Below are 12,642 nucleotides of genomic sequence, written 5' to 3'. Positions count from 1 at the left end.
AGCCGAATCATAACAGCCTAAACTGCCCGTTAAACTTCCCGTAATAGATTGGGATGCCTTATTGCGGAAACGGAAGATATGCCGTTACACACAAAGTTAGGTAATTGCGAAACTTTCAGACAGAATGAGTTGCAGTTACTTGCGAATCATTCACGTTAAAGATACTTCTCTTTTTATTTTAGAAGATGATGTCGATGGCGTAGCGATGCAGATTCGTATCGTGTTGGGCACGACAGATTTGTCGTATACTCCTACTTTAGAAAAATGTAAAAATTTACAAATTTCTAAAGTAGGAGTCGATATGAGAATCAGACGCGATACATACCTTGGGAAGTTGATAGCTCGTAAGCATAACGGTCTTGTGAAGGTGATTACATTACGTTCGGTGGCATGCCCTACATTGTTGGTCTAAAAACGGATCGCGACAAGACCGATTACCTTGAGGCACTGTTTCGTGAAACGTATCTACGCGACATCGTAGAGCGAAACGACATTCGCCATGAAGCTGAGCTTGGTGAACTGGTTAGCATTGTCGCTTCTGCAGTGGGGTCGCTGACTAACCCTGATAAGCTTGCGCGGGCTTTTCGTACACTAAAAAGTTCGTCGATTTCCGCCCCTACCATTAAGAGGTATCTCGATTGCTTGGAAGACGCTTTCCTGCTATCCGAAGCCCAACAATACAATGTAAAAGGCAAGAGGTACATCAGCACGCCACTCAAATACTATTTCGAGGACGTGGGATTGCGTAATGCTCTACTCAATTTCCGCCAGCAAGAGGAAACGCATCTCATGGAAAACGTGTTGTACAACGAGCTGGTCGTTCGCGGATATCATGTTGATGTTGGGGTCGTGGATCTTGTTGAAAACGGCAAGCGCAAGCGTGTTGAGATCGACTTCGTCGCCAACGAGGGGAGTAGGCGTTACTACATACAGTCGGCATTTGCGCTGCCTGATGCCGAAAAGCGCGCTCAAGAAGAGCGTCCGTTGCTTGCTGTGAAGGACTTTTTCAAGAAAATCGTTGTGGTGGGAGGCAGTGCAAAGGCGAGTCGCGATGAGCGGGGCATTGTGACTATAGGATTGAAGCAGTTTCTGCTTGATCCGAATAGCTTGGAGTTGTGAGTCTTTGCTGACATTCACCTGAGGGAGGATGGATACGAGCGTCGTCTCCATCCTTGGTACTTATTATTTAATCAAGCCTGTATAAGAATCTGTGGGTGGCACCGGTGGGGGCGAAATCTTCCGTAACGGGACCATCGTATATATATCTAGCCCCCATAGAGTCTAGGTTGAACAGCAATCCAAGCTCTTGATTTTCTGAGGCTAGATGCAGCTCGGCACCATTGTCAACTTCCTGCTTCAGTTGCATAAGCTGGCTGTTTAAGGCGCAAGATCTGACATATTGCACGCTGGTATTCAATACTAAGAAAAGCGCTGTATTTGCCACCAATAGTGCGGCAAACAGCACCGCAACTGGTTTAACGATGCGGTAATTAATGATGTGGCAATTTCTTTCGTTTAGCAACTTAAACATAAACGCTAACAAAATAATACTTGAGAAATATCTGTACCCGCTATATCGCGCCCACCAGCCGTCGCTAAAAATGAATACTAGCGCCACTACGCACGCATAATACGCAACGCATCCCATGAAAAATACATTCCAGCGCTTGCGGCTAATTATTAGCATTGGGATAACGCATATGAAATTCACAATAGCAATTGCGCTATACAGTAAACCGAATCCGCTTATGCGCGAATCGTTTGCGGGCATTTGCCTTAGTTCGCTGAAACTGATGCTAAGCGGCAACTTTAGCGCCAATTCGTAGTTGTCGGTTACTTCGGGGCTAGCAAGTGGCGAAAACAGCGACACAAATTCTTTTTGCAGCGTGTTCATATTGGCGAATATTGCTGGGCTGTTGGCTGTCATAATGTCAACAGCGCCTTCGCCCATAAGCGGATAGAATGGATGCCCGGCATTTAAAAAGTTTGTTATATAGGGGCTATAGCCAACAACGCAAACCGAAACAATAAGCGTGCTAAGCATAAGTATGCCCATTAGTAAGAAACGCTTTAGGGCAAAGTTTTTGCAATCTTGCGCAATTTTATCGGCATCAATTTCGGCGCTGGTAATTTCAGCGGCACGCGTGCACGAGTCCGCACCGCCGTCAATGCAGCCCTTGCGGCTTTTCGCAGCCTGCACCGCATATACCACCAAAAATGCGACTGAAAATAAACCGGCATACGCCAAGCCAGTGAATTTGGCTTGCACGCACGATATAAACGCGAATGCAAACACCAGCAAGCTTATACGAAATGCGCTATCCGATGGCACTGATACTTCTGATATCACATCATTTTGTAAGCTGTTTTTCCTAAGTGCCACAATGTATAGGCTAAGCAACACCGCAAAAAGAGACATCATAAGAAATGCGTCGTTATAAAACGTGATAAATTGCGGTACAGTTATCGGATTTACCGCTGCAAGCAATGCAAGCAGTACGCATTGCCAACCCGGAAAGCCGCGTCCGCTAAGCATTGCGCCTAACATGCATCCCGCTGCAACCATTGATATCAGTGTGTATGACTTGCCGGTTTCTATCCACCCCGTTAAGTCATACATTGCTGCGCCGAAAAGCCACGGTCCGTGCGCATAGTGGTCTATCCATAGCTGAATCATGCTGCCATTGGGGTAAAGTTCTTGAAAGCCGCGCCAGTTGGCAACAGATTCGCGCAGCGGATTCCATCCTTGCGCTAAAAATACCACCGCTTCTTTATGATGTGTGTTTCCGTCATACGAAAAGTCAAAGAATGCACCGCAAATTAATGTGCACAGAACTAGGCTTACTAAAGCTATGCCGCAAGCGTAAAGCGTAATTTTCGCAGAGCCGCTTTTGGCTGCTAGGGCAACTATAAGCACGCCTAGTAGGAATGCGAATGGAATCATCCAGCCCATTACGGGTACGTTAAACATTAAAGCTATTGCAGGAACGATCATTGCTAGCGATACGAAGCAAGTCAGTATCGCACTACTTCTAAAGAGTATTTGGATTCTGGTGATGTCTGTGTGCATTGTGAATCCCGTTGTTTTGCGGATCGCAGTTATTGTATGCGGTAGACGTTGCAACTTGGCTTTGTCCTGTGGAATAGTCTATCTGAACGCCCGGTTGTACATTGTATAGATACACGTTGAAACAAATTGCTTCGCCATCGTCTTCCAGCGAATATGCTTCCATTTGCACGCCTCGTGCAACCAGTTCTTCATTGTGAAAATCTGGCGTTACGCGCAGCAAAATATGATTGCCGGTAGAATCTACAAAAACATTCATCTTCTGCTCAAGTTTTTGCATGGCACCTTGGTTCATATAATTTGTACCAGTTATTAAATTGCACTCGTTTGCATCTTCAGCTGTTAGACAATGTGCAATCATATGGCTGCGCTCATATAAGTGGTCAAGCCCTATTTCGGGATAGCGCGCCTGCACCCAACCGCTGGGGTGAATATGCGATATGTTACCGCGTTTGGTGGTCGGTTCAGTTTCTGGACCCACCATAGCTATTGCGGCTGTGCATCGCCCTAGTTGGTCTAGTTGTCCGTAGTTTTCCGTTCCATATGGAAGAGCTAAGTCTTCGCTTGTAAATGAAGGAATGTTGCCATTTATGTATACACCCGGCGCTTCGGTAAAAGCGGGAAGTGCTTGGATAGACTCAATGTTTTGAGTAATTGTGGCAATTTGTGTTGTGTTTTCTAGCGCGCGATTCGTTATTGCATTAGGGTGCGCTTCTGCAGGAGCATTAGCCGAACTGGAGTTATCGGTGGAACTGGAGCTATCAGCCGAACTGCTGGTTGTGCTTGTTGCGACTGGTGGTGTAGCTTTTTGCGGCGTGGGCAAGCAACCCGGCAAACACCCAAACGCAAGCGTCAGCGCAAGCAGTAATGCAGCAAGAAAACGAACTTCGCAGCGCTTCGACGGCATGCAGAATACCTCCGATACAGGCAGTATGCTTTTTAATTAAAGAGGTATTCTATCGTTTGTCGTAATATGAAGCATCTAGAATTTGTTTGTAGTTCTATGTTTGGTAATGTTTTAAAGCGTTTGGGTTTTGCGTATAGCCGAATTCAGAGGAGAAGGTCATGTTCACAATAGGATGTCATTTGTCTAGCGCGAAAGGGTATAGTCAAATGGCAAAAGATGCTTTATCTATTGAGGCTAATACTTTTCAGTTTTTTACGCGCAACCCTCGTGGTGGCAAGGCAAAACCCATAGATCCTGCAGATGTTGCGTCGTTTAACGCGCTTGCACAAGAGGCAGGCATAACTTGTTTTCTGGCTCATGCGCCCTACACCTTGAATCCCGCATCAAAAAAGCCCGAAACTCGCGAATTTGCGCTTGAAGTGTTAGCTGACGATTTGCAGCGTATGGAAGCTACCCCATATCAAATGTATAACATGCACCCGGGATGCCACGTGGGGCAAGGTGTCGATGTGGGGATTCAACTTATTGCCGATGCGCTGAATAAGGTTTTGCGCCCAGAGCAAACTACGTTGTTATTGCTAGAAACTATGGCAGGAAAAGGCAGTGAAGTTGGTGCTACTTTTACTGAATTGGCGCAAATAATTGCTCAGGTGGAATTAAGTGATCGTGTGGGAGTTTGCTTGGATACGTGTCATGTTTGGGATGGTGGTTATAACATTGCACACTTAGATGATGTGCTAGAGGAATTCGACAGAATTGTAGGTTTGGACCGCCTGCACGCCATACATTTAAACGATTCAAAAAACATTTGCGGAGCGCACAAAGACCGTCACGCTAAAATTGGCGAAGGAGAGATAGGCTTTGAAGTTCTTACGGCAGTTATAAACCATGAAGCGCTGCGCAGTCTGCCGTTTTTTCTAGAAACGCCGCAAGATAATTTGTCGGGCTGGGCGGCGGAGATAGCGGCGCTGAAAGCTGCGCGGCTATAAACAAAAGCGGACGGAGCGTTAATGTCATTTCTTTTAGGTTGCGAGAAAGCTACGGTTGATTTTCCGACAAAGCGCGTTTTCGAGAACGTGTCTGTTGGGGTAAATACAGGCGATCGTATCGGCATAGTTGGGCGCAATGGCGATGGAAAATCTACACTTTTGGGACTATTGGCGGGCAATGTGCAGCCCGACAGTGGTAGGGAGGTGCGAACGCATGGCATAAGTGTGGGCGTGCTTGGTCAAAGCGATTCGCTAGCGGCTGATGCAACTGTAGAACAGGTGGTTTTGGGAGATATTCCTGAATATGTGTGGGCTGCCAGTAGCCGCATACGTGGAGTACTTTCAGGGCTTCTATCCGACATAGATCCGCAGCAGCATATTAAAGAGCTATCTGGTGGTCAGCGTCGCCGTGCAGATTTAGCGCGCTTGCTGGTAGGCGAGTGGGATGTGTTAATGCTAGACGAGCCTACAAACCATTTAGATATGCGCGCTATTACGTGGTTGGCTGGGCATCTGCGCACTCGCTGGCGCAGCGGTCAAGGGGCGCTTTTGGTGGTCACGCACGACCGCTGGTTTTTAGATGAAGTGGCTACGCAAATGTGGGAAGTGCATGATGGCACTATAGAGCCGTTTGAGGGCGGTTTTTCTGCGTACATAATGCAGCGAGTTGAACGTGAAAGAATAGCTGCGCAAGCAGAAGCAAAACGACAGAATATGTTGCGTCGTGAATTGGCATGGCTATCGCGCGGTGCGCGCGCTCGTGCAACTAAGCCAAAATTTCATGTGGCTGCTGCACGTGCCTTAATTGCCGATGTGCCGCCTTTGCGCAATCAGCTAGAACTGAAGCGCATGGCAATGGCGCGCCTTGGAAAGCAAGTGGTAGATTTAGAGGATGTAACTGTTCAATTTTGCGAAGGTGAAGACAACGCGGCGCGGTGTGTGCTTGACGATATAACGTGGATGATAGGTCCGGGCGATCGCTACGGAATTGTGGGAGAAAATGGTGCGGGCAAAACAACATTACTGCAAGTGATTCAGGGCGAATTGCAGCCCAGCAGCGGTCGTATAAAAATAGGGCAGACCGTGCGCTTTGCCGTGCTTTCGCAGCATTTAGATGAGCTTGCATCTCTTGGTAGTGATAGAGTGCGTGAAGTTATAAGTAGATATTCCCGCCGCATTATGTTAGATGGCAAAGAGCAATCGCCAGCTCAGCTATTAGAGCGCCTAGAGTTTTCCAAAGCCGATTTGAATGAACCGGTATGCGACTTGTCGGGCGGTCAAAAGCGCAGGCTGGCTTTGATGCTTATTTTGCTAGATCAGCCAAACGTGCTTATATTGGACGAACCCGGCAACGACCTAGATACCGACATGTTGGCTGCGGTAGAAAGTCTGCTGGATGGATGGCCGGGCACTTTGCTGCTTGTAACGCACGACAGGTATTTAATGGAGCGCGTAACCGATCATCAGTTTGCGCTGATAGATGGCAAGTTGCGTCATCTTCCCGGTGGTATTGATGAATATCTGCAAATTACGGAAAACCTTTCAGAGAGTTCCGGGGGTTTCGGTGCTCCTTTCGGGAATGCTCAGTCGCTCAAACAGTCCTCGGCGCAAAGCGCCTGCGGAACTCGCTTTGTGAGCGCACCCGAAACGAGCGCCGAAGTTGATACTGTCGCTGATAAGAAACTATCGGGTGGTCAGCAGCGCAAACTGCGTAAGCTTATGGCTTCCAACGAGGGAAAAATAGATACACTTCGCAAGAAAATAACTTCCAAGCAAGAGGAACTGGCGCAAGCCGACCCAACCGATTATCAACTGCTAAGTGCAATTCAGGAAGAAATAGCAGACTTTGAAAAATCAATTGAGCAGCTAGAACTGGAATGGTTCGATGCTGCCGAGAGGCTAGGGCAATGACGCAAGCGTATCGCACAATACAAGGTTTTGCCGAGGCGGAAATTGTAGAGAAAAAATCACGCTTCATAGCGCAGCTAGCACCAGTTTCAACTGAAGATGAAGCGTTGGCATTTCTTGAAAGCGTTCGTACTAAGCATGCGCAAGCCAGACATAACGTATATGCCTATATTGTGCGGGGCGCGGGTGGTGCATCTGAGCGTGTGCGATATTCAGACGATGGAGAACCTAGCGGTACATCTGGTATGCCTACTTTGAATGTTTTGCGTCATGCAGAGCTTACAGACATTATTTGTGTAACAACGCGTTATTTTGGCGGCACGCTGCTTGGCACAGGTGGTCTTGTGCGTGCGTATTCGGGGGCAGTACAAGCGGCAATTGATATGGCGCAAGTTGTTACCATATCGCAATGTATCGATGTGTCTTTGTGCGTTCCGTACTCACAATACGAGCAAGTGCTGCGTACGGTGCAGCCCACAGGGGCGAAACTTCAAGAAAGTAATTTTGCTCAGGATGTGTCTTTGAAATTCAGAGCGCTTGCCGGCAACCAGCAAGCGCTTATAGATAAACTTATAGAAATTACGAAGGGTCAGTCCGAAATATCGGAATCTGACCCTTTTGAAGCGGCGTTTTAGCGCTTGTTGAAAGGCTCTATGGTAGCGGGCATTCCGTCCTTGCCATAGATTATTGCCGGTTCGCCTTCTACTAATGGGCGGAAGTATTCAAGCGCATCTTCAGTTATGCCTTGATAGTCGGGCAGTATCCAATCGGTCGGGAATGCTTTTACATAATTCGCGAACTCGCTTGCAGGTCCTGCGAAAAATTCTGCATTGTAAGACTCAATCATTTGGCAGCTGCCGCCCGAACATTCCATCTTGCGTGCACTACCGCGCTTTACACCTACAACTTGCGCAGTAAACTCTGGGTTTGCGGAACGCATATGTGCGCTCATGCCAAGTTCGTAAGCCTCGGTCACATCTATTTTCGATTGTGCGAAATTTGAAGACCGTGCTGCGCGCGAAAGGTCTTGCACTACGCCGCGCGGAGCAATGCCAGCATCGATTATCATTTGCTTTAGTGTTTGTGCAGCACCGCCCAACACAGCATGCGCGAAACCATCATTTGCAGTATCGCCTGCAGAGATGTAGGTGCCATCGGCATAATGTGCGCCTTCACTGACCACTATATAGCACGAGCCGCCTTCATCCATCTTCTTTTGCACCTGCGCTAAGAACTTTTCGCGGTCGAAGTCTACTTCGGGTAGCACCAACAAATCTACATCGCCAGTTAAACAGCAGCTTGCAGCTAACCAGCCAGCATCGCGACCCATGGTTTCAAGCACAAATACCTCGGGGCGCGTGTAGGCATCATAATCTAAGCGTGTGGCATGCGTTACTAGGCAAGCCAGCTTAGCGGCACTTGGAAAGCCGGGGCAGTGGTCTACAGGCACTAGGTCGTTATCGACAGTTTTCGGAATACCAACGAAGCGCTTCTTGCTGTTGTGCGCGGCGGCATATTCCGAAAGTGCATCTACTGTGTCCATAGAATCGTTGCCGCCGATATAAAACATTACGTCTATATCGTTTTTATCCATTATGGTTAACAGGCGCTCGAAATCGGCTGGATTGTCGCGCTTTAACTTATAGCGGCAAGTACCAAGCGCGCTTGATGGAGTTTGGCGCAGTAATTCAATTTCTGCTCCTGAAAGATTGGTCAGATCGTAAAGTTTCTCTTCAAGCACGCCCTCTATGCCGTGAATGCCACCATATACGTGGTCATATATTGGGTTTAGCTGATTTGCGCGCACAACGCCTGCCAGTGAAGCATTTATAACAGCAGTTGGTCCTCCAGATTGCGCCACCAAACAATTGCCCATTTCGAACTCCTTTTCTGTTTAGAAAGTTATGGTGAAAGCGTATCACACATCGTTAGGCATCGCTTACGTTTGATCGGTTATATGAATGTTAAGATTGAACGCATCCGTTGTTGGTTTGCTTATTGGTGGTTGTTTATATATAAAACACAAAAATTACATATTTCTAAAAAATTTTTCTTGACCAAGGGCGTACTTTTAAGTATTTTAGTGCGTTGCTGCAATTTTCAGTTCCAAAGGAATTTTGAAGGGGGATCAGCTTCGTGGCAAAGCTAAAAAAATCACCTACTACCAGCAATTACAGAGATCGACGCAGTTTCGCAAAGATCCAAGATGTAATGGATCTTCCGAATCTTATCGGTATCCAAACAGAAAGCTTTAAGCATTTCCAAACAGAAGGAATTACGCAAGCTTTCAACGATATTGCTCCAATTGAGAACAGCACTAAAGATATGGCGCTCGAATTCGGCGAACACGAATTCGAAGAGCCGAAGTATACGGTTGATGAATGCAAGGAGAAAGATGTCAGCTACCAAGCTGCTCTTCGCGCAAATGTGCGTTTCATTAATCGTGAAACAGGTGTTATTGAAGAACAAAAGGTGTTCATGGGCGATTTTCCGCTTATGACTCCGCGTGGTACGTTCATCATAAACGGCACCGAGCGTGTAGTGGTAAGTCAGCTAGTGCGCAGCCCGGGTGTTTATTTTGGAAGCGAGCGCGATAAGACTTCTGACAAAACTATATATAACGCTAAGGTTATTCCTAGCCGCGGTGCTTGGCTAGAATTTGAAACCGATAAGCGCGATGTGCTGTCGGTTCGTATTGACCGTAAGCGTAAGCAGCCTGCCACGCTGTTGGTGCGCGCACTTGGACTAGCCGAGACGAACGAAGAGATAATCGATCTTCTTGGCGATTCTGAAATGCTGCGCCGCACCCTAGAGCGTGACCCAGCTACTACCCGCGAAGAAAGCCTAATTGAGCTTTACAAGCGCTTCCGTCCGGGTGAGCCGCCTACAATTGATTCAGCTCGCACGCTGTTAGATGGCTTGTTCTTTAATCCGCAGCGTTACGATTTGGCGAAGGTAGGTCGCTACAAGATAGATAAAAAGCTGGGCGAAAATCCTGAATCGGCTGAGTCTTCCACGCTTACGCGCGAAGATATTGTGCGCACAATGCGCTACATAATTGCACTTCATGCAGGCGAAGAAGGTTATCAGGTTGACGATATTGACCATTTTGGTAATCGCCGTATCCGCACTGTGGGCGAACTGATTCAAAATCAGTTCCGTATTGGTCTTTCACGCATGGAGCGCGTGGTACGCGAGCGCATGAGCATGCAAGAGCCTGAAGAAATCACTCCGCAAAGCCTTGTGAATATTCGTCCAATTGTGGCAGCTATCAAGGAGTTCTTCGGATCTTCGCAGCTGTCTCAGTTCATGGATCAAACAAACCCTGCTGCCGGCATTACGCATAAGCGCCGCCTGTCGGCTTTGGGTCCGGGCGGTTTGTCGCGCGAACGCGCAGGCTTTGAAGTGCGTGACGTGCATACTTCTCACTATGGTCGCATGTGCCCAATTGAGACACCTGAAGGTCCAAACATTGGTCTGATTGGTTCGCTGGCGGCATATGCGCGCGTTAATCCGTTTGGTTTTATTGAAAGTCCGTATCGCCGTGTGGTCGATGGCAAAGTAACAGATGATGTAGATTACCTTACGGCTGACGAGGAAGAAAACTATGTTATCGCGCAGGCTAACGATCCATTCGATCCTGAAACGCGCGAGTTCGGCACATACGATAAAGACGGTAATTGGCATCCCAGTGCTCGTATTCTCTGCCGTACAAAGAATGCTGCTGGTGAATTTGGCGAACCTGATGAAGTTCCGCCTACGCAAGTTGATTATATGGACGTTTCTCCGCGCCAGATGACTAGTGTGGCTACGTCTCTTATTCCATTTCTCGAACACGACGATGCTAACCGTGCGTTGATGGGTTCAAACATGCAGCGTCAGGCTGTGCCGCTGCTGCGCACCGAAGCACCGCTTGTTGGTACTGGCATTGAGCATCGCATCGCGGTTGACTCTGGCGAGATATTAGTCGCGCAGAATTCCGGCGTGGTTGACTATGTAGATGGTCAGACCATCATCATAGAGACAGACGATGGGGAATACGACGAATATCTAATTCCTAAATTCCAGCGCTCTAACCAGTCTGGCTGCATTAACCATAAGCCCATTGTTCGCCCCGGCGACAGAGTGGAAGTGGGAGATGTTTTAGCTGATGGTCCAAGCTGCGATCATGGCGAGTTGGCGCTGGGCGCAAATCTGATGGTTGCCTACATGCCGTGGGAAGGTTACAACTACGAGGACGCTATTATCGTATCCGAGCGCGTGGTTTCCGAAGACCTGCTTACCAGCATTCAGATAGCCGAATACGAGGTTGATGCCCGCGAAACAAAGCTGGGCGACGAGGAAATAACGCGCGAAATACCGAATATCTCTGACGATATGATTACCGACCTTGATGCCGACGGAATAATTCGCGTAGGTGCCGAGGTTGGTCCGGGCGATGTCTTGGTCGGCAAAGTTACTCCGAAGGGTGAAACCGAGCTTACCGCTGAAGAGCGCCTGCTGCGTGCTATATTTGGTGAAAAGGCACGCGAAGTGCGCGATACCTCTTTGAAGGTGCCGCATGGTGCGGGTGGTCGCGTTATTGGCATTTTGCGTTTCAGCCGCGAAGCTGGCGACGATTTGCCGCCGCAAGTTAAAGATCTGGTGCGTGTCTATGTTGCTCAAAAGCGTAAGGTGCAACAGGGCGACAAGCTTTCCGGTCGTCACGGTAACAAGGGTGTTATCAGTCGCGTGCTTCCTGTGGAAGACATGCCTTACTTGGCTGATGGTACGCCTATCGACGTAATCCTGAATCCGCTGGGCGTTCCTAGCCGTATGAATGTGGGTCAGCTGCTTGAGAATCACTTGGGTTGGGCTGCGAAGTGGGGTTGGTCTGACGACGCTGAAACCGACGACGTGGTGGAAGGCCCCATGTTTGTTGCTACGCCTGTGTTTGACGGTGCCACTGAAGACGAAATTTCAGATGCCATTGTGAAGGCTAATCGCAACCTTATAAATATGAACCATAAGAAGTATGGCGAAATGGCGCGCGACGAAATGGTGCCGCAACTTACTCCTACCGGTAAGACTTGGCTATACGATGGTCGTACAGGCGAGAAATTCCGCGAACCTATTACTGTGGGTGCTACATACATTCTTAAACTTGGTCATATGGTTGACGATAAGATTCATGCACGCTCTACTGGTCCTTACAGTCTTATCACCCAGCAGCCGCTAGGCGGCAAGGCGCAGTTTGGCGGTCAGCGCTTCGGCGAAATGGAAGTGTGGGCGCTCTACGCTTACGGCGCAAGCAATGTGTTGCAAGAGATTCTAACTGTGAAATCTGACGACACGGCAGGTCGTGTAAAGAGCTACGAGGCCATTGTGAAAGGCGAAAATATTCCGGCTCCTGAAGTGCCTGAGTCGTTCAAGGTTTTGGTAAAGGAAATGAAGAGCCTTTGCTTGAATGTTGAACTTGAAGGTGCGCTCGGCGCAAGCGATGTAAACATTGACGGTGACGAGGGCGACGAAGACCGTGCTATTTATGAGGCTTTGGCATCGGGTGCCCGCGAAACCGAGAAGCAAGAGAGCAACGCTATAGACGATATAGCTGCTGAACTTGGTGAACTTATGAGTGATATCGACCGCGACAACACAGCCGATTTATTGATTGATGATGGAGATACGCTGATAGGCGCCGATTTAGGCACCAGCGCACCTGTGAACAATAATTCCGCAGAAGCATTGGACAACCTTGCTAATGAGTTGATCGGTTCCAATGAAGAGAAAGG

At 48.3% G+C, this 12,642-nt stretch carries 7 protein-coding genes and 1 pseudogene; 5 read left to right on the top strand and 3 right to left on the bottom strand.

Annotated features, from left to right (window positions below; all coding sequences use genetic code 11):
- Positions 1-390 precede the first annotated feature (390 nt).
- Entirely contained in the window at positions 391-1,119 is a 729-nt protein-coding gene (locus G7Y37_RS06120; protein WP_165062593.1) for an ATP-binding protein, read from the top strand.
- Positions 1,120-1,186: 67 nt separating this feature from the next.
- Here G7Y37_RS06120 and G7Y37_RS06115 read toward each other — a convergent pair whose 3' ends face one another.
- Both G7Y37_RS06115 and G7Y37_RS06110 read right to left on the bottom strand, forming a co-directional pair.
- Positions 1,187-3,070 carry a hypothetical protein gene (locus G7Y37_RS06115; RefSeq protein ID WP_165062592.1) on the bottom strand — a complete coding sequence of 628 codons (1,884 nt, stop codon included), beginning with the start codon at positions 3,068-3,070 and terminating at the stop codon, positions 1,187-1,189.
- On the bottom strand, positions 3,033-3,974 hold the full coding sequence (locus G7Y37_RS06110; protein WP_165062591.1) for a DNA/RNA non-specific endonuclease: 942 nt from the start codon (positions 3,972-3,974) through the stop codon (positions 3,033-3,035). Before G7Y37_RS06110 ends, G7Y37_RS06115 begins: the two co-directional genes overlap by 38 nt.
- A gap of 158 nt (positions 3,975-4,132) precedes the next feature.
- Here G7Y37_RS06110 and G7Y37_RS06105 point away from each other — a divergent pair, with 158 nt between their 5' ends.
- The 3 genes from G7Y37_RS06105 to G7Y37_RS06095 are packed head-to-tail and all read left to right on the top strand — an operon-like array spanning position 4,133 to position 7,506.
- Entirely contained in the window at positions 4,133-4,963 is an 831-nt protein-coding gene (locus tag G7Y37_RS06105) for a deoxyribonuclease IV (protein ID WP_165062590.1), read from the top strand.
- Between the two features lie 21 nt (positions 4,964-4,984).
- Positions 4,985-6,874 carry an ABC-F family ATP-binding cassette domain-containing protein gene (locus G7Y37_RS06100; protein WP_165062589.1) on the top strand — a complete coding sequence of 630 codons (1,890 nt, stop codon included), beginning with the start codon at positions 4,985-4,987 and terminating at the stop codon, positions 6,872-6,874.
- Positions 6,871-7,506, top strand: a complete 636-nt coding sequence (locus tag G7Y37_RS06095; RefSeq protein ID WP_165062588.1) for a YigZ family protein — start codon at positions 6,871-6,873, stop codon at positions 7,504-7,506. The genes G7Y37_RS06100 and G7Y37_RS06095 overlap by 4 nt, the downstream gene beginning before the upstream one ends.
- On the opposite strand, the gene G7Y37_RS06090 is transcribed toward G7Y37_RS06095, so the two are convergent.
- Entirely contained in the window at positions 7,503-8,747 is a 1,245-nt protein-coding gene (locus G7Y37_RS06090) for a diphosphate--fructose-6-phosphate 1-phosphotransferase (protein ID WP_165062587.1), read from the bottom strand. The two genes, G7Y37_RS06095 and G7Y37_RS06090, sit on opposite strands and share 4 nt — an antisense overlap.
- Before the next feature lie 335 nt (positions 8,748-9,082).
- On the opposite strand from G7Y37_RS06090, the pseudogene G7Y37_RS06085 reads away from it, so the two are divergent.
- Positions 9,083-12,385 (top strand): annotated as a pseudogene (locus G7Y37_RS06085) (DNA-directed RNA polymerase subunit beta); the annotation flags it as partial.
- Positions 12,386-12,642 lie beyond the last annotated feature (257 nt).

Origin of the sequence: Adlercreutzia sp. ZJ154, from assembly GCF_011039055.1 — a bacterium.
GTDB lineage: Bacteria > Actinomycetota > Coriobacteriia > Coriobacteriales > Eggerthellaceae > Adlercreutzia_A.
Note: the sequence above shows the minus strand (reverse complement) of the source record. Positions and strands in the feature narration are given on the sequence as shown.